Origin of the sequence: Corallococcus sp. AB032C (assembly GCF_003668935.1) — a bacterium.
In the GTDB taxonomy this organism is placed as follows: Bacteria; Myxococcota; Myxococcia; order Myxococcales; family Myxococcaceae; genus Corallococcus; species Corallococcus exiguus.
The window spans coordinates 1-17730 of the sequence record NZ_RAWP01000039.1 but is presented as its reverse complement, the minus strand read 5'-3'; the positions used below and the strand labels follow the sequence as shown (position 1 = coordinate 17730).

General features: G+C 67.3%; 16 protein-coding genes. 4 read left to right on the top strand and 12 right to left on the bottom strand.

The genetic code is table 11. The features are described from left to right. Positions 1-33: 33 nt before the first annotated feature. A complete protein-coding gene (locus D7X99_RS18925) occupies positions 34-825 on the top strand; it encodes a polymer-forming cytoskeletal protein (protein ID WP_121778996.1) in 792 nt (263 codons plus the stop codon). A gap of 33 nt (positions 826-858) precedes the next feature. Here D7X99_RS18925 and D7X99_RS18920 read toward each other — a convergent pair whose 3' ends face one another. From D7X99_RS18920 to D7X99_RS43760, 4 genes are all read right to left on the bottom strand, one after another. Then, on the bottom strand, positions 859-1425 hold the full coding sequence (locus D7X99_RS18920; RefSeq protein WP_121778995.1) for an ester cyclase: 567 nt from the start codon (positions 1423-1425) through the stop codon (positions 859-861). A 196-nt stretch (positions 1426-1621) separates the two neighbouring features. Beyond that, complete coding sequence (locus tag D7X99_RS18915; protein WP_121778994.1) at positions 1622-2239, bottom strand: glutathione S-transferase family protein; 618 nt, start codon at positions 2237-2239, stop codon at positions 1622-1624. A 44-nt stretch (positions 2240-2283) separates the two neighbouring features. After that, positions 2284-4227: a DUF1566 domain-containing protein gene (locus D7X99_RS18910; RefSeq protein WP_121778993.1), complete on the bottom strand. Its 1944-nt coding sequence runs from the start codon at positions 4225-4227 to the stop codon at positions 2284-2286. Between the two features lie 79 nt (positions 4228-4306). After that, positions 4307-4762 (bottom strand): hypothetical protein, encoded by a 456-nt coding sequence (locus tag D7X99_RS43760; RefSeq protein ID WP_233613526.1) that lies wholly within the window; start codon positions 4760-4762, stop codon positions 4307-4309. Between the two features lie 74 nt (positions 4763-4836). Here D7X99_RS43760 and D7X99_RS44665 point away from each other — a divergent pair, with 74 nt between their 5' ends. Then, entirely contained in the window at positions 4837-5271 is a 435-nt protein-coding gene (locus D7X99_RS44665) for an LCCL domain-containing protein (protein WP_368667771.1), read from the top strand. A gap of 788 nt (positions 5272-6059) precedes the next feature. Beyond that, positions 6060-6269: a hypothetical protein gene (locus D7X99_RS42850; RefSeq protein ID WP_158627030.1), complete on the top strand. Its 210-nt coding sequence runs from the start codon at positions 6060-6062 to the stop codon at positions 6267-6269. 197 nt (positions 6270-6466) lie between these two features. Here D7X99_RS42850 and D7X99_RS18890 read toward each other — a convergent pair whose 3' ends face one another. From D7X99_RS18890 to D7X99_RS18870, 5 genes are all read right to left on the bottom strand, one after another. Continuing rightward, a complete protein-coding gene (locus D7X99_RS18890; RefSeq protein WP_233613525.1) occupies positions 6467-6907 on the bottom strand; it encodes a S26 family signal peptidase in 441 nt (146 codons plus the stop codon). Further along, a complete protein-coding gene (locus D7X99_RS18885; protein WP_121778990.1) occupies positions 6904-8769 on the bottom strand; it encodes an ABC transporter ATP-binding protein in 1866 nt (621 codons plus the stop codon). The genes D7X99_RS18890 and D7X99_RS18885 overlap by 4 nt, the downstream gene beginning before the upstream one ends. Next, positions 8766-9287 carry a hypothetical protein gene (locus D7X99_RS18880; protein WP_121778989.1) on the bottom strand — a complete coding sequence of 174 codons (522 nt, stop codon included), beginning with the start codon at positions 9285-9287 and terminating at the stop codon, positions 8766-8768. The genes D7X99_RS18885 and D7X99_RS18880 overlap by 4 nt, the downstream gene beginning before the upstream one ends. 8 nt (positions 9288-9295) lie before the next feature. After that, positions 9296-9847 carry a MauE/DoxX family redox-associated membrane protein gene (locus D7X99_RS18875; protein WP_255429425.1) on the bottom strand — a complete coding sequence of 184 codons (552 nt, stop codon included), beginning with the start codon at positions 9845-9847 and terminating at the stop codon, positions 9296-9298. A 542-nt stretch (positions 9848-10389) separates the two neighbouring features. Next, on the bottom strand, positions 10390-12138 hold the full coding sequence (locus tag D7X99_RS18870) for a serine/threonine-protein kinase (protein ID WP_121778987.1): 1749 nt from the start codon (positions 12136-12138) through the stop codon (positions 10390-10392). Between the two features lie 124 nt (positions 12139-12262). On the opposite strand from D7X99_RS18870, the gene D7X99_RS18865 reads away from it, so the two are divergent. After that, positions 12263-14224 (top strand): ABC-F family ATP-binding cassette domain-containing protein, encoded by a 1962-nt coding sequence (locus D7X99_RS18865; protein ID WP_121778986.1) that lies wholly within the window; start codon positions 12263-12265, stop codon positions 14222-14224. A 5-nt stretch (positions 14225-14229) separates the two neighbouring features. Here D7X99_RS18865 and gspC read toward each other — a convergent pair whose 3' ends face one another. The 3 genes from gspC to D7X99_RS18850 all read right to left on the bottom strand — a co-directional run bounded on the left by gspC (position 14230) and on the right by D7X99_RS18850 (position 17586). Next, on the bottom strand, positions 14230-15105 hold the full coding sequence (gspC, locus tag D7X99_RS18860) for a type II secretion system protein GspC (protein ID WP_147476180.1): 876 nt from the start codon (positions 15103-15105) through the stop codon (positions 14230-14232). A 162-nt stretch (positions 15106-15267) separates the two neighbouring features. Continuing rightward, a complete protein-coding gene (locus D7X99_RS18855) occupies positions 15268-16794 on the bottom strand; it encodes a M35 family metallo-endopeptidase (RefSeq protein WP_121778984.1) in 1527 nt (508 codons plus the stop codon). 90 nt (positions 16795-16884) lie between these two features. Continuing rightward, positions 16885-17586: a zf-TFIIB domain-containing protein gene (locus D7X99_RS18850; protein WP_120580343.1), complete on the bottom strand. Its 702-nt coding sequence runs from the start codon at positions 17584-17586 to the stop codon at positions 16885-16887. Positions 17587-17730 lie beyond the last annotated feature (144 nt).

Below are 17730 nucleotides of genomic sequence, written 5' to 3'. Positions count from 1 at the left end.
ACACCTCTCGCGCCCCGGAATTAGGGTGGCCGGATGGCCACGAAGAAGAGCCCGATTCCGAAGGCGAAGAGCTTCAATGCGGGGACTCTCACCGCCGACACCGTGCGGTCCTTGTTGAAGCAGCACGCGCGCGGCACGTTCGCGAAGTCCAGCACGCCGCGCGTCGCGAAGCGATTCATCCAGGAGCGCACCGCCAGCGAGCACGCCGGAGGAGACATCCTCTACCACAAGGGACGGCTCGTCCTTGACGCGCTCACGACCCGCAAGCACCCGTGGATCGGCCTGCTCATCGTCGAGGGCGACCTGGTGGTGAAGGGCCGCTACGAGGACTCGCTCGACCCGGAGTCCGTGGTCATCGTCACGGGCTCGCTGCGCGCCGGTGACATCATCACCGAGGGCTTCCTCGAAGTGCATGGCGACCTCGTCGCCGAGCGGTCCATCCTCTTCCTCGGCAACGATGCCTGCACCGAGGTGTTCGGCGATGTCCGCGCGCCCTTCGTCTACACGCAGTACCACGCCGTCAACGTCCACGGCGGCGTGAAGGCCCAGCTGGTGACCGGAGACGCGAAGCAACACATCCGCGCCCGCCAGAAGCACACCTTCATCGACGAGACCGACCGCCGCGTCCTCGACCTCCTCTCGCCGAAGCTGCTCAAGCGCTTCGCGGACGAGATGTTCGAGGACGAGGACGGCGACGAAGCCGACCCCGATGCGCCGTGGATCGACGCCATCGACGCGGAGACGCTCGCCGACTTCGTCCGGCGCGGCAAACCCGCGCTCGCGGAGAAGGCCTCCGTGGCACGCAAGTCCCGCCGCGCTCCGTAAGAAGGGGGAGAAGTCCGAGGGCGTGGCCGCCCCTCAGGGGGCCAGGCCGAGCTGCTGCATGTACGACTGGTTGTCCCAGAAGAGGTACTCCTCGGTCATGACACCGTCCTTCCAGTGGCCGACGGTGTTCATGATCAGCTTGAAGGACTTGCCGGTGGGGGCGATGGAGGAGCCATCCGGCAGCGGCATGGGCTGGGTGAAGGTGCCCTCCATGAAGCCGACAACGCTGGTCCACTCGCCGGAGCCCAGCTTGATGGGGTGCACCTCGATGCGGGTGTCCGGCGCGTAGACGAACATCGCCTTCAGGTCCGCGATGTGCACGTCGATGCCCTGTGTCTGGTGCCCGTCCGGCCAGTGGACGATGACGTCCTGCGCGTGGCTGTGCTGGAGCCGGTCCCACTCCTGGTGGGTGAACACGTCGAAGTCCAGCGTGTCGAACGTGGCCAGGTGCGCGTTCTCCTGCGCCTCTTCCTTTTGATAGCGCTCCAGCTCCTCCTCCGCGCTGGTGCAGGCGAGGGGGCCCCCAAGCCCCAGGGCCAGCCAGGCGGTGGCGGTGCGGAGGACGGAGGGGGACTTCCAGGACGGCGTCGGGGTCTTCATGGTCGGTTCCTTCCAGCGGGCGGCGCGGACTCGGTTCCGCGTGGTCCCTGCTGTCTGGAACCCAAGATGCCGTTGTTGCCCAACTGCAACCAGACCCTGGGTGAGCACTTCATTGTTGCCAGGATGGAGCGAAGCGCCAGCGGTCCTGGCGCGTCGAGCCCAGTTCGGCACGAGCCACTTCGGATGGCCGTGAAGCCTACGGCGCCTTGAGGACGTCGGTGATGCGCACATGGCGGGGCTGGGCCTGCACCCGCTCGAACCAGGCCCGGATGGCGGGATAGCGGCCCAGGTCGAACCGGCCCTCTTCCGCGACGTGCGTGTACGCATACAGCGCGATGTCCGCGAGGCTGTAGTGCTCGCCCGCGAAGAAGGGCCGCTTGCGCAGCTCGCCCTCCATGATGTCGAGCGCGGCGTAGCCCTTCTGGATGCGCTCCTCCAACTCCTTCTCCTTGCCGGAAGGGATGCCGAAGAAGGTGAGCCACGCCCGCGCCACTGCGATGTAGGGCTCGTGACTGTACTGCTCGAAGAACATCCACTGGAGCATCCGCGCCCGCTCCAGCCGGTCGGTGGGAATGAAGGGCGTGCCCTCGGCGAAGTACCAGAGGATGGCGTTGGACTCGGCGAGGAAGACCCCGGGCTCCAGCTCCACGGTGGGGGTCCGGGCAATGGGGTTCATCGCCTTGAACTCCGGCGTGCGCGTCTCTCCCGCGGAGAGGTCCACCTCCCGCGTCTCGAACGGAATCTCGAGCTGATGCAGCAGGAGGCGGACCTTGTAGCAATTCCCAGAGGGATTGAACTGGTGGAGCTTGATCATGGGCGGTGAGTCTACTCCCATGCGGCGCCGGGGTCAGGCACGGGTCATGGGTAGACGCAGGTCACATCAAAAGCGCCGTTACTGTCGCCCCAGCTTGCGAAGGCGCCGTCGCGCAGGACGACGTGACCGATGCGATAGGGGGTCGAGGTCCAGAGCCACTCCAGCGTCCATCCCGCGTTCGCGAGGAAACGACCGCCTTTCGCGAGGTGCAGGGCTTCCAGTTCCGATGAAGTCGGCAGCCGCCACCCCGCGTGGCCGGCAGTCGTCCTGCTGGAGCAATACGCGTCCGCGTCCACGTACGTTCGCAGGGTCGCGTCCGGCCTCATCCAGGTGAGTCCTGCATGGGAGACGGTGGCGGGGTATTCCCCCGTCCCACGAACGCACGTCAGGAATTGCTTGTCGGCGTCATTGGAATAGCTGATGCCGCCGGTCGCCATGCGAGTCACCTGATGGCCACTGGAATAGGGTGACATCGTCCAGATCCAGTCGAGGGGCCAGCCTTCAGCCGCGAGAAGCCCCGTCCCTTTGTCGAGCCACAAGTCGGTCAGCTCCTCCACGGTGGGCATGCGCCATCCGGTCTGACCCGCGATGACCATGTTCGTGCAGGACGTCTTTCCGTCCATCCAGGTCACGGTGGTTGTCCCCGGCTTCACCCAGGTCAATCCGCCGCTCGTGAGCGTGTCGGTCGGGTCGACGGCCGTCGGCAGCCCGGAGACAGAGAAGGACTTCGAGGCCGAGAGGCCGTGGGCATTGGTGACGACGACGGTGACGGTGGGGGTGACGCCCGGCGCCGTGACGGCAGGCGCCGTCCACACGACATGGCTGGTATTGGCGGTGTTCTGCGCCGTGGCCAGTGCTCCGGTGTTGGCGGTCCAGGCGAAGGTCAGGGGGCTGGCCTGCGGGTCCAGGGCGGTGACGTCAAAAGCCACCGTCTGCTCTGGTGAGGTGGAGGTGGCGGATTGGTAGAAGTTCGTGAAAGCCGGAGCAAAGCGTACGGGGGCGGTGTCGGTGACACAGAGGTTGAGCGAGCCCGTGGTCTGTCCACCCCGGCCGTCATGAACCGTGACGGTGAGACGGCAGTTGTTGCATGAGCCGGCCGGTCTGGAGGAGGGAATAAAAGACGCGGTGCTGGACGTCGCGTTCATCCAGGTGCCGGGGCAGGCGGAGGTCCACTGGTAGGACAGCGCATCCGCATCCGCGTCGGACGCAAGCGCGGAGACGGCGGTGGACTGTCCCGCGTCGAGGCGGTTGAGCGACGCGGAGACCTGGGTGACGACAGGCCAGCGATTGAAGGAGATGTCGAGGGCAGCGTCGCCGGCGGCGAGGTCTGGGACGACGTTGACGGTGAGGGAGACGGAGACGGCGGAGCCTTGGGAGTCCGTCACGGTGAGGGTGAGGGTCTGCACGCCAGTGGAGGCAGGCGCCGTCCACGAAGAGGTCGTGGCGGTGGGGGCGGAGAAGGTGCCGCCGGAGGACGTCCAGGTCAGGGTGAGCGTGTCTCCGGGGTTGGGATCATGGACCGTGGCGGACAGGGAGAGGGAGGCGCCAGGCTGAAGCGCGTTGCTGGAGGCGGTCAGTGAATCAATGACAGGCGCTTCGTTGTCATAGGGAACAGGGGCCGAAACCTCCTGGAGGCTGAGGAACACGGCGGTGGTCTGGTTGGCGGTGATGGAGACACCGGAGGCCTGACCTTGGAAGAGCAGGGTGCCGGAGGTGTCAAAAGCCTCCGCGAGGACGGAGCGGTCGGGCCCGGCGGGGATGTTGCCGACGAGGCCACCCCAGGAGCCACTGGACTTGACCAGTTCGACGATGCGGGAAGACATGTCCGAGGAGGAGACGGTCACCTTGACGCGGGTGACATCACTCGAGGAGAGGGCTTGCTGGACGGAGCTGGCGAGTTGAACGGAGCCGGCGGGCAGGGTGCTACAGGCCATGAGGGCAAGCAGCAGCAATCCGGCGAGGGTGGGGAGAGAGCGGTGGATGGGCATGGTTTGTAGGGAATGAGCTGACGAGTGGAGAAATGATGCGGGAGCTCATCACCCGCGTCCTTCCCGATTGGCACGGCGGTCAGCGTTGGGGGCGCCACCACAGGCCCTTCAGTTCAGCAGCCTCGCAGGCCCGCCGGGCTTCCTCGGTGAAGCAGTAGGAGGTCAGCTCCGGGACACAGAAGACGGGAGGAAAGCCCCCCGTCGGCGGGCGGAGCACGAGGGGCAGGGCCTCGTCCTGACCCAGGACGGATTCACTGGATTGATGGAATGGTACCCCCTTCACGAGGGTGCGCTCGCGGTCCAGACACGGGGTCTCCTCCAGCAATTGGAGGATGACGAAGTCCTCGTTCTTCATCGTCGGGTCCGTTACCGGGTACCAGGTCCGTTGGCGGGTGAAGCGGTCGCGCACGAGGTGCTTGATGCGCTTTGAGTAGATGACCGTGGGAATGGCGCGGTGGCGGAAGGGCCCCACGGATTCGAGCACGCGCACCATGCGCTTGGACACCAGTAACAGGCCCAGAGGCGTGGTGACCAAATGGTCAAGCCAGCGAGTGGACCGGCTCGGACATCACCGCGCTGGCCGCCCTCTATTCCACGGGCGGCGGGGTCGTGAGCTGCTCGAGCTACAACATCCTCTCCTATCGCGGGCAGAACGGGACGCAGATCCGCTGCGGCTGCGGCGCGGTGGGCGCGGGCGCCGTGTGGGGGACGGACCTCTACACCGACGACTCGAGCGTCTGCGTGGCCGCGGTGAGCCTGGCCCGGTTCCGTGGACACCCGAGATGTGATGGAAGGAGCACGGGATGTCCGCGACCTCCTTGTTCATGGGGAGGCTCGCCTTGGCGAACGCGGCCTTCGCCTGGGCGAGCCGCTCCTTGGAGACAGCAGGCGGCGTACACCGTGCCCCATTGTATGAACCATCGAGCGCGGCCGCGTAGACCTCCCACTCGTCCGGGTCTTTTGCTCCGGAGCGAAGCAAGGCGAGCATCACACCATCGAACGGCGTCTTGTTCATGCCCGCGTAGAGACAATTCGTGGGCTTGACGTGCTCGGACGCGCCGGTCGAATTGTCAGTCTGTTCGTATGCCTTCGCGGTCGTCACGACCTTGAGGCCCACGAGGCCGCGATCCACGTCGGCGCCCAGCACTATCAGCGACCGGATCTCGACCCCTCCACTCGCGGCCACCACGCCGGAGTGAATCGGGCTCGAAACCACGGGAGACGCAGCCAGCATCAGACCCATCAAGAGCATTTCCATGATGGGGCATGCTACTTCACCTCCGTGAAGGCCCCACCGTAGAGCGCGGCCTGGGGTGGCGTGTACCCAAGGGGCTCAAGCGGCCTGTCTACCCGCCGGGAGTATCGCTTGGGCGGCCCTCCTCGGTCCTTCCGCACCCTCCCGCTTCTTCAACAGGGCCCCATTCCTTTTATTGGTTTCGCGGAAGGTGGGGCATTGTGTTTGACTGAAACAAGCCAATGGGGGGCGGAGACAGTCCCCCTTCAATGGAAATGTCATGCACGCAATGAGAGCCAGCAGGGTTCTGCTGTTGGGATTGGTATGTGTTGCCTTGAGTTGTAGCAGCAGGGCGCCGGAAGAGAAGCCGTTGGCCCGCGGTGCTTCGCCATTGGCTGCTGTTACTCGTCGACCAATTGTTTGTAGGTCCGCTCTCTTCAGCATGAGGAGCGGTGGCTGTCGGTGATCCCACTCGGAGAGACTTCACCTGTCTCTCCGAGTGGGAGCCCGCGGCCTGATGCGGCGCGGCTAGTAATTGAGCCAGCGGTAGCCCGTGGTCGCCGAGCCCGAGCACAGCAGGGAGTTCGGTTTCTGGGTCGTGGCGTTGCAGCAGTCCTTCGTGGCGTTCGGAGTCGTGCACCGCTGGTTCACGTACTGGCTGCATGACGGCAGCCCGCTGCATGATGACGGACACGCGGTCGACACGCCGTCGCACGTCACGCCCTGGTTGTTCGTCGACGTGCAGGTCGTCCCCGTACAGGAGACCGACGTTCCCCCTGCGCAGGTCGCCGTACAGGTGGCGAGCTGAGACACCGTCCGCGCTTCGTCCTCGGGGGCCATCGTGTCTTCAAGGGCCGGGCCTCCGCACCCAAGGAGGGAGAGGCCAACCAACGTCATCATCGCTGCAAGGGAGCGCTTCATGGGGAAACCCCTGGAGGTGCTTCGAGTGAGCCCCAAACGCTATCAGCTGACGGCGCGCGACTTCTTGCCAGTGCGATACTTCTTTCAGGGCCGCACGATGGCGATGAGGGTCTCCGCGTCGATGTAGCCCAACTGCCGTGAGTCCTGGCTCACAGCGTTGTCTCCGGACACCACCACCTTGCCGGGCGGGACGCGCGTCTGGACGTCGGCACCGAGGGCCGCTCGGGCCCAGTCTGGCACCGGGTCTCCCGCCACGGCGGCCACCCGCTTGACGAGATAGGGCAGCGCTTCGTCGCCCAGCGTGGCGCGCTGCGCCTCGGGCATCAGGAAGACGACGACATCTGAACGCGCATAGCCGTTCGAACGGTCCAGCCGCCTTGCGACGAGCCGCTGCCCGTCATGCAGCGTGGGCGACATGCTGTTGCCTTGCACCGCGACGACAATCCAGCGGCGTCGCGCCCAGGACGCGACCCCGGCCCCCGCCACGAGAAGCGCGGCCCCCAGGCTCATCGCCATGAGCATCATGCGACCTCCTTCGGGCCCGCCCGTGATGCGACGCGCTCGTCCTGATAGCCGCTCGCCTGGAGTGTGAAGAGGCGCGCGTACTCGCCGCCCGCCGCCATCAACGTGTCATGCGAGCCCTGCTCGATGATCTGGCCCTCGGAGAGGACGAAGAGGGTGTCCGCGCTCCGCAGCGCGCTCATCCGGTGGGAGATGAGCAGCCGCGCCCGCCCCGCGCCGTGTCGCGCAAGGGTCCGGTGGATGTGGAACTCGGCGGCGGCGTCCAGGCCGGAGCTCGGCTCGTCCAGCACCAGCAGGTCGACGTCCTCGCGCATCAGGGCCCGAGCCAGCGCCAGGCGCTGCCACTGCCCTCCGGAAAGCGAGGCGCCCGCTGGCATGTCCTCGTCTTCCCCTTCGAGCACGCGGCTCAGCAGCGTGTCGTAACCCGCGGGGAGCGAGGCGAGCTTTTCGTCAATATCCGCCAGCCGCGCCACATCGCGGATTCGCGCCGGGTCCTTCAGCCGGTCCAGGTCCCCCAGGCCGATGTTCTCCGCCGCGGTGAAGTCATACGTCATGAAGTCCTGGAAGGTCGCTGTCATCCGCCGCCGCAGCGCTCGGGCATCCAGCTCGCGGACGTCCACTCCGTCCCAGAGAATCTGACCGCGCTCCGCGTCGTAGAGGCGGCACAGCAGCTTCACCAGCGTGCTCTTGCCGGCGCCGTTGACGCCAACGAGTCCTACCGAGCCCCCCGCCGGAATGAAGAGGCTCACCCCCTGCAGCACCCACGGCCCACGGGCGTCGTAGCGGAACCAGACGTCGCGCAGCTCCACGCCGTGCCGCAGCCGCGCCACCGGACGCGAGGCCTCTGGCGCGCGGACCGGCAGGTCGATGATGTCGAGGTAGTTCTTGAAGGTCTGGACACTGCGGCTCGCGAACTCGACCTGCGAGAGGAGCCCGTTGAAGGCGCCCTGGATGCCCGCCACGGCCGCGAGGAAGAGGGAGACGTCTCCAATCTGGAGCCGCCCCTGGAGCGCACCCCTGGCGACGATGAAGGCCCCGGCCGCCGCCACCGCGGCCGTGAGCACGGACAGCGAGGCCTGCACGGCCAGCCCCTTGCGCGTCACGGCCATTTCGCGGTCCGCCGCCTTGCGCAGCGATGCCACCATCCGCTCCAGCAGCAGCTCTCCCAATCCGAACAGCCGGCTCTCCTTGGCGGCCCGCACGTCCACCAACAGCGAATGGTAGAAGTCGCGCCAGCGATACGTCGGCACCAGCGCCGCTGACAGCTCCACCAGCCACCGGCTGCGCACGAGCTGGGCCATCAGGGCCACGCCCCCCGCCAGCACCAGCAGCAGCGCCATGGGTGGCGACACCATCAGGACCACGGCGCTCAGCGTCCCCACCGAGACCAGCATGCGAAGGAGAGCCCGGACGAACTCGATGAGCTGCTGGGGCGCATCCCGGGCGGCCTCCTCCGCGAGCCGCAAGCGGCCGTGGAAGGCGGGATCCTCGAAGTGGTGCAGGCCCTCCAGTGCCGCCACCTTCGCGAAGAGGGAGCGCTCGACCTCCAGGGTGACGCCCCAGCGAACCACTCCGGACAGGTACTCGGAGACATTGAGGATGGCCATGGAGCCGCCGGCCACCGCGGCGGCGCTCACCGCCAGCGTGAGCGCCCGCTGCGAGTCGGCGAGGGCACCGCGGCCCAGCTCATCCAGCAACTCCTTGGTGAGCCATCCGCCCACTGCGGCCACGGAGCCGGTGCACAGCGTGAGGAGGAAGGCGAACCCGGACGCCAGCGGCGCCGCGCGCCACTGGAGTGTCACGGCCGCGCCCACCGTGCGCGACAACTCACGCAGGATCCCCCGCCCCCTGCGCGGTTCGCTCATGTCAGGACTTCGTGCAGGTAGTGCCCCGAGGCCGCGACCACGCCCTTGTCGACGAGGACGAGCGTGGGATAGCCCGCCTGTTTGATGGCCCGCGTGACGGAATCCCCCTCGGACAGCAACGCCACCCGGGCCACATGCTTCAAGGACGCACCCAGTGCCACCGTGTCCGGGTCGCCAGGGTCACCTTCGATGAACGCCATGAGCGGCATTCCGGGCGGTGATTCGAGGAGCTGCTTGCGCACCGAGGCGCAAGGGCGGCAGCCCGTGGCGAAGAAGCCGACCAGCGTCCTTCCCTCCCGCAGGGCGGCATCCGTGAAGGCCTCGCCCTCCACGGTGGTGGCCTCGAAGCGGCCGACCTCATCCCCCTTCAGCGGCAGCGCCGGGTCGCGCAGGACGACCTGGTTGGCCACCATCTCCTGAAGCGTGCGCAGCCGACCGACGAGCGCGAGGGTCAGCAGAAGGTTGGCCACCACCAGCACGGCGAGGACGACACCACCCACGACAAGCGTTTCGACCATCGGCTGCCTCAGTTTCGGCGGGTTCGCGACAACGCAGCCAGCGACTGCGGTCCTCGGAACAAGAACACCAGATCATCCCAGCGCGTGACGAAGAGCCCCGCCAGGGCTCCGACCGTCCCCGCGATGACGCCCATTCCCACCGCCAGCCCACCCGAGGCGGCCTCGTGGCTCACCGCTCCGACGACCGTGATGGTCAGCAACAGCCCATTGCGAACCAGGTGCGCCGCGCTGACGGGAGCGTTGCTGGCACCGAAGCACCGGCACGCGACCTTCTTTCCCTGGCGAATCACCCACGCGATCCCCAGCGTGAAGCCCACCAGGAGCAGCAGCGCCAGCACATACCCCGCCCCCATGCCCACCAGGAGCAGCAGCGCGGAGGCGGCTTCCGCCAGGATCAACGTGGCCGCCAGCGGCGCCCCAGCCAGGGCGCGCGGAAGACCAAAGCTCTTGAGTGTCTGGATGAAATCTTCAAAAGGTTTGCGTCCGCGCGCCTTTCCCAACGCGGCGAGCGCGAACACCATGGCCAGCATCAGTCGACAGCCTAGATTGACCGCGTTCAACGGAAGCCCTCGCGAAAACCACGGCTGGACGTGAATGGCTCACGTCCAGCCGCGGCCATGAATCAGGAATCAGCAGACAGTGGACTTGACACAGGGCCCGGTGCAGCTGTGGGACATCCGCTTGGCGGAACAGCACTCGCCGTGGTTCGGAACACAGGCACCTGCGGGAAGCTCGGACAGGAACAACTTCAGGAAGCGGTCACTCAACGCCTTGAGGATCTTCATGGTGTCTCCCTTTCGGTCTGCGTCGAGGGGAGTCGTTCCCTCGGCGCGAAATGAAGGCTACCTCTCGATGCGAATGTTATGGAAGGGGACTTCTCGGAATTCGAGTATTCGAGAATGACGCAATGCGCACTCGCGCGAACCGGCGCAGCGCGGCAATGACGTAAGACTTTGCTTTGAGACGACTCCTCAATCCCAATCATTTCCACGCACGGTTCTCATGAACCTTGCGAAAACGATTCAAAGGGATTGCGCGTGGCGCCAGGGCCAGAACCTGACGCCACCCACACAAATAATGCGCTGAGACTTGAACCCGCTGCCTACTCGAACACGCCGATGCCCGGGTCGCTGCCTCCGGGCTTCGTGGGCTTCGTGGGCCTGGGCGGCGGCGCGGCGCGCACCGGCTCCAACCGCACGCTGACGCGCTGCTCCGCCGTGTCCGCGAGCCGGCTGTAGTCCAGGGTCTTCTCCTGGTCCTGATGTCCGGAGAGCTTGAAGCGCAGCTCGGTGACCTTGGAGCGCGGCATGAGCAGCCTGGTGGGCGTGGTGCCGATCTGCGCATCCCCGTCGAAGATGGCCGCGCCGGACGGCGAGGAGGTGAACTCCACTGTCACGTCCTGCGGCAAGGCCGCCGGAGGAGGCGTCGTCGGCGGATCCTGCACCCGCGTGGACGGCGGCGTATCCACCGGCGCCTTCGGAGGCGTCATCACCACGGGGGCCTGCGCCGTCTCACCACCCCCGCGAGCCATCACCACCGCCACGCCCGCGCCAATCAGCAACAGCGGCACTCCAATGAGCGCCGCCTTCACGCCCCCGGACATGCCCTTGGGCGGCGGCGGAAGCTCCGGCTCCACGTGGCGGGGGGCAGGGGGACGCGGCCTGTTCGAGGACGCCAGTGCCGGGCTGTTCCCGTTGGACGTCGCCCGCGGAGCCGCTGCCTGTGCTCCCTCCGACGTGCCGCCCCGAGGCGGAGCCATGCCCACTCGCGACCCCGTCTTGCCCGTGGCCGGAGCACGGCCCGCGCGGCTGCCGGAACCCAGCCGGCTGCCAGAACCCGCGCGGCTGCCAGAACCCGCGCGGCTGCGGCTGCCCGTTCCTCGCTCGGCGCCGGGCGTGCCGCCCGTGGGGTGCGCGTCCAGCTCCTCGGGGGACAGGCCCTCCACCGCGTCCAGCAGTGAGTCGATGAACTCCTGCGCGTTCTGGTACCGGTCCTCCTTCTCCGGCGCGAGCGCCTTGCTGAAGAAGGCGTCCAGCTCCGGCGGCACCGGCGCGCCCTGGCGCTTGCTGTTCACCGGGGGCACGGGCTGCGTCAGCGACGCCGTCAGCGCCTTGCGCACCGTGTTCGCGCCGTAGGGCGAGCTGCCCGTGAGGCAGAAGTAGAGGACGCCCGCCATCGAGTAGAGGTCGGAGCGCTGGTCCACGGACTCGCCGCCGGCCTGCTCGGGCGGCATGTACTGCGGGGTGCCCAGCACCTGGCCGGTGGAGGTGAGCTGCTCCTCCTCGTCCTGCTCCAGGGCCTTCACCAGACCGAAGTCCAGCACCTTGACGAAGTCCTTCCCGTCGAGCGCCTGGACCATGATGTTGTGCGGCTTCAGGTCGCGGTGGACGCAACCCTCGTCGTGCGCGTGCGCCAGCCCCAGCGTGGCCTGCTCCAGCAGGTTCACCGCGCGGCGCAGCGTCATGGGCCCTTCGCGCTTCACCAGCTCCTTGAGGCTCTCCCCCTTGAGGAGCTCCATCACGTAGTAGCAGGTGCCGTCCGCGGCCCGGCCGAAGTCGAAGATGGTGATGACGTTCGGGTGGCGCAGGCGGCTGGCGATCTCCGCCTCGCGGCGGAAGCGCTCGAAGAACTGGGGCGCCGCGGCGAGCGACGGGTTGAGCGTCTTCACGGCCACCGGGCGCTGGACGGACGTCTGCGTGGCCCGGAACACCATGCCCATGCCGCCCTGGCCCAGGACGCTTTCAATCTTGTAGCGGCCGTCCAGCACCTGGCCCAGGAGCTGGAGGCTCTGCGCCGTGCACAGGTGATCTTGACCTTCGGTACTACCGCAGTGGGGACAGGGGGCGGCCATGGGTGCCGGGAGTATAGGCAAGCCCCGCCTTCCGCCCAACCGGGGAGATGTGCCCCCTGGGCAGTCAAGCAGGCATCAGAACCGTTCCCGAAGGGCTTTCGGGCTGTTATCTCCCCCCTCCGCCATGAGCCTCGTCATCGCCCAGGACATCAGCCTCGCCTACGGAAAGAAGGTCCTCTTCGACGAGGACAATTTCACCCTCGGTCCCAGGGACCGGGTGGGCCTGGTGGGGGCCAACGGGACGGGAAAGTCGTCCCTCATGAAGATCATCGCCGGGGCAAGCCTGCCGGACGGGGGTACCGTCCAGTACAGCCGCCGGGCCCGGGCGGGCTACCTGCCCCAGGAAATCGCCGGCCTGCCAGAAGGCACGGTGGTGGAGGCGGTCATGAGCACCGTCCCCGGCCGGGACTCGCTGGAGGTCCGGCTGAAGGACACGGAGGCGGCGCTCGCCGGCAGCTCGGACGAGGAGGAGCAGCTGGAGCTGGCCCAGACGCTGGCGGACCTCCACGCGGAGCTGGACGACTTCGAGAACCGCTACGGCCGGCACCACGCCGAGCGAATCCTCAAGGGCCTGGGCTTCAAGGACGCGGACCTGTCCAAGCCCACCCAGGCGCTGTCCGGCGGCTGGCGCATGCGCGCGGCGCTGGCGGGACTGCTCCTCCAGGACCCGGACCTGCTGCTGTTGGACGAGCCCACGAACCACCTGGACGTGCCCACGCTCGCGTGGTTCGACGGGTTCCTGCGCCGCTCCAACAAGGCGATGGTGCTCATCTCCCACGACCGAGACTTCCTCAACCGGCAGATCAACCGGGTGGTGTCGCTGGAGATGGAGGGCGTGCGCGAGTACTCCGGCAACTACGAGGACTACAAGCGCCAGCGCGCGGAGGAGATGGTGCTCCTGCAGGCGCGGGCCGAGAAGGTGGAGCAGCGCCGCTCGGAGCTGCAGGGCTTCATCGACCGGTTCGGCGCGAAGGCCACCAAGGCGAAGCAGGCGCAGAGCCGCGCGAAGATGCTGGCCAAGCTGGAGAAGGTCCAGGTCCTGGAAGAGCGCCAGACGATGAAGTTCCGCTTCCCGGAAGTGGAGCGCAGCGGCCGGGACGTGGTGTTGATGGAGGACATCACCAAGCGCTACGGCCCGCTCACCGTCTATGACGGGCTGAACGCGCGGCTGGAGCGCGGCCAGCGCATCGCTGTAGTGGGCGCCAACGGGGCGGGCAAGACGACGCTGCTCAAGATGGTGGCGGGAGAGCTGGCGCCGGACAGCGGCAAGGTGACGGTGGGGCACAACGTGGTGGTGGGCTATTACGCGCAGCACCACGCGGACAAGCTGGACCGCCGCAACACCATCATCGAAGAGGTGCGGCCCCTGGCCGAGGACAAGCCGGAGAGCTACGTGCGCGGCGTGTTGGGCGCGTTCCTCTTCAGCGGCGACGACGTGGACAAGCCCATTGGCGTGCTGAGCGGTGGCGAGCGGGCCCGCGTGGCGCTGGCGAAGCTGCTGCTGGTGCCGTCCAACTTCCTCCTGATGGACGAGCCGACGAACCACCTGGACCTGGACTCGTCGGAGATGCTGATTGAGGCGTTGAAGCTGTACGGCGGCACGCTGCTGTTCGTGAGCCACAACCGCAGCTTCATCAACAACCTGTGCACGCACGTCTGGGAGGTGGCGGACGGCAAGCTCACGTCGCACGCGGGCAACCTGGACGAGTACCTCTACCACCAGGAGCAGCTGCGCTTGACGGCGGAGGGCGCGGACACGGGCGCGGCGAGCGGGAAGGGCGGGGCGGCGGGTGCGGGCCCGGTGTCGGAGAAGGACCGCAAGCGCCAGGAGGCGGAGGCCCGTCAGCGGCGCTCCGTGGTGGAGGGCCCCATCAAGAAGGAGATCGCGAAGCTGGAAGAGCGCATCGCGAAGGTGGAGGCCGAGCAGAAGGAGCGCGAGGGGCAGCTGGCGGACCCGGTCCTCTACAACGACTTCGCCCGGGCGAAGCCGCTGATGGACGCGCACCGCACGGGCAAGGAGGAGCTGGAGGACCTCTATGCCCGCTGGGAGGCCGCGCAGGAGAAGCTGGCGGCGGCGCAGGCGTAAGGGGCCTACTGGACGTCGAAGGTCTTCCGGACCGGGGCGCCGCCGCGCTCGATTTGCAGCTCGATGCGCCGGGCGTCCCGCAGCTTCGTGAAGGCCTCCAGCGCCTTGTCGGGGCTGTCCAGGTCCAGGCCGTTGATGCGCTGGAGCACGTCTCCATTGCGCAGCCCCATCCGTGAGTAGAACGACTCCTCGCGGATGGAGAACAGCTTGAAGCCCACGGGGCGGCCGTCCTTGAAGGCGGGCACCACCCGGGCCTGCATCGACAGCTCGGGCAGGTGCGTGAGCGCTTCGGTGACGTCCTCGCGGGGCACGGTGTAGGTGTCTGGCCCCGTCTCCCGGATGCCGCGGCCCAGGCCGGAACCTCCGGGCTGCGCGGCCCCCGGATGGGCGTTCACCGCGACGGGCGGCACGCTCCCGAATCCGTCGACGTATTCGAGCCGCCCGTCCACCAGCAGCAGGATGCGCTCCCGCTCGATGGCGAAGACCCGCGCCCCCTGGATGATGTCACTGACCATCAGGCTGTGCGCGCTGCCGGCCGGCAGCTCATGGATGGAGGCCATGGACCACCGGGGATCCTGAGCCACCAGGGTGCCCAGCAGCCGGATGGCCAGCGTGCTCCGGTGGAGGTCCGGCGGCCGCTCTGGAGCCACCTCCACGCCGGTGACGAATGAAAGCCCCGTCAGTTGCGCCAGGCGCGTCTCATCCAGCGCCGTCGCGGGAGGCTCATGGGATGGCACCTGCGCCGCGGCCCAGGTGTCGCGGATGCCTGGCAGCACGAAGGCGCTGGTCACCTGATTCGCGATCAGCGCGACCGTCAGGGCACACGAAAAGACAAGCAGGACGAACAGGCCCTGAGTGGGCCGCTGCATTTCACCATTCATGACGAAGGCCTCCCTGTTTGGAACAGGGAGGCCTTGAGCAAGTCAGGGGCCAGCGGCTCCCCAGAGGGAGCGCGGGGGGCGCTGACGCCCGGTCAGGGACCTCGTGTCAGGAATCGCGGTGCCAGCAATGACAATCCGTCATGACACGGTGTCCGTTCGCCCTCAGTGGCCGTAATAGAAGGACGAGCCCCAGAGGTAGGCGGTCCGGCTGGCGGGAGCCGTGCCCACCAGGCAGTGCGCGCCGTCATAACCGCCGATGACGCAGTGGGGAGTCGGCGTGATGTAGAGGTTGTTCGCCCACTTGAACGGCGTCGAACCCCAGGGCAGCGGCATGACGAAGCAGTTGGCACCGTCGAACGTCGACGGCGCGGGGCACGCGTTGCCGGGGCCGGGCGTCAGGTAGAGGTTCCCGGACCAGACGAAGTAGCTGGTGCTCCAGGACGGGTAGGGGAGGATGTAGCAGTTCGCCGTGTCCCAGCCGGAGGGCGCCGGGCAGTAGGTGCCGGGCAGCGCGTTGACGTAGTAGGCGTTGTTGTGGACGAACGCCGTCAGCCCGGAGGGCACGTTCATCACGAGGCAGTTCGCCCCGTCCCAGCTCGCGGTGAGGGGCGCGCCCGTGTGCGACGTGACCTTCGGCGCGCAGGGGTTGTAGGGGTTGTAGGGCGTGGCTGCTGAGAAGAACGCGTACGAGTCCGCGTTGCGGATGGCGCTGCTGGGATCGCTGCTCGCGAGCGCCAGGTTGGCGGAGTAGCCGTACTGGACGTCATCCGTCTTCGCCACGACCCGGAAATGGCTGACTTCATGAATCAGGGTGTCTGCCTTGGAGCCCGCACCCGTCATCGGCGCGGGCCAGAATCCGGAGCACAGGTGGATCTTGTATTCCTTCCGGGGCTTGACGTAGGCGTAGGCGTTGCTTTGGTTGCAATCGCAGTAGAACTTGAACGTCTCGTTGTCCACGGCGTTCCGAATCTTCCGGAAGTTCTCACGGACGGTGCTGTAACGAGAGCTGTCGTAGGCGCCGAACCATTGGGTGTAGCGAGTCACCGGGTTCCCCGCCACCAGGTAGTCATAGGAGTCGTTCGCGTAGTTGAGGGCGTGCTGCCGGGCGTCGATCAGCGCGTTCTTCTGCGAGCTGTTGCACTGCTTCCACTTCTCGTTGCTGCCATTGACGATCTTGGTCTGCGGCTCGTCGTCCAGGTCGTCCGGATCCAGGGGCGGCTCGCGACCCTCGATGTCGAGGAAGACGACGTTGGAGACCGCCGTCCCCTGGCGCATTCGTCCGTCCAGGAGTTCGGTCTTGAACTGGACCGCGTAGGTGCCCGAGACGGAGAGGTCGTAGTTGTCCCAGAGCGAGGCGATGCCCGAGATGCTCTCTCCCGGCTTCAGCGTGAGGTAGTCGCTGTCCGCGGGCGCGTCGCGCCTGTAGAGCCGGCCGATGTAGTCCACCGGCTTGCGCTCCAGGGAGACGGTGAGGATGTCCGCCTGGATGCCATCCCCGACAGGCGTCTGGTAGCCGAGGATCCGCACCGGCTCCTTCGATACGTTCGTGAACGTGACCGCGAGGTCCACGGGCGCGTCCGCCGGAAACTTCGCCACCTTGGACGTGAGCTTGATGTCGATGGCCTCCCCGGCGCTTGCGTGTAATGGGATTGAAGCGAGCGCGGCCACGATGAGACAGATCAATTTCATCCAGACAGGGTGCAATATTCTGGGTGAAATTTTCAACGTGACAAATGCGTCGTGCGAGACGCGGATTTGTAACCTGAATTGCTACAGCGGCTATTTGAAGATCTTCGACAGGAGCCACACGACGGCGGATTCGGCGGCGCTGTTGTTCAGGTGCCGGGCCCGGCGGCCGTAGGTTTCGCTGGGCTGGGCCTTGGTCAGCTCGTCCGTGTACGGCGCGGAGCCATCCGGCGCGCAGCTTCCACAGTACAGCCGCTCCTCCCAGACGAACCCGTAGCGCACGTCCATCCGCCGGCCACACGTCACGCAGGCCGGCTCGTCACCCACGCGCACCTTGGGCAACAGGCTCAGGCTTCGCTTGGGGTCGTACTCGTGCTCGAAGTCAGCGGCGATGGGCTGTGGCTCATGGCGGGCTTCCGGCTCCGCGGTCTTCTGGAGCCGGGCCAGCTCCTCCGCGTCCAGGGCCACACCCCGGCACTTCGTGCAGACGTCCACCGCCACGTCCCGCAGCTCCACCATGGACAGTGGCGCGCTGCCGCACGTGGGGCAGGTGGGCGCCTGACGCCCGCAGGACGGACAGCCCGGGACGTACTGGAGCGAGGCCTCACAGCCCTTGCAGCGCCCGGGTTTGCCCTTCGCCTGTTCGAAGACGGCCGTCAGCGTGGGCGCGCCGACGACGCGCGCCAGCATCTCCTCCTCGAACCAGGCGGCCCCGCAGGCTCCGCACTCGTCGCGCACCAGCCCCCGGGCGTAGGTGTTGCGCATCGTCGTCTGGCAGAAGGGGCACGCCTGCATGGCGCCCTCAGCCTACCGGGTCTTTCCCGGAAACGGGATGCCGCGGGACTCACCCCGTGCGGCGGCGCTTCTCCTTCTTCGGCTTGGGCTCGGGCGTCTTCGGGGCCGGCGCGGGTTCGCGCAGCTCCTCCGGGACGGGGAGGG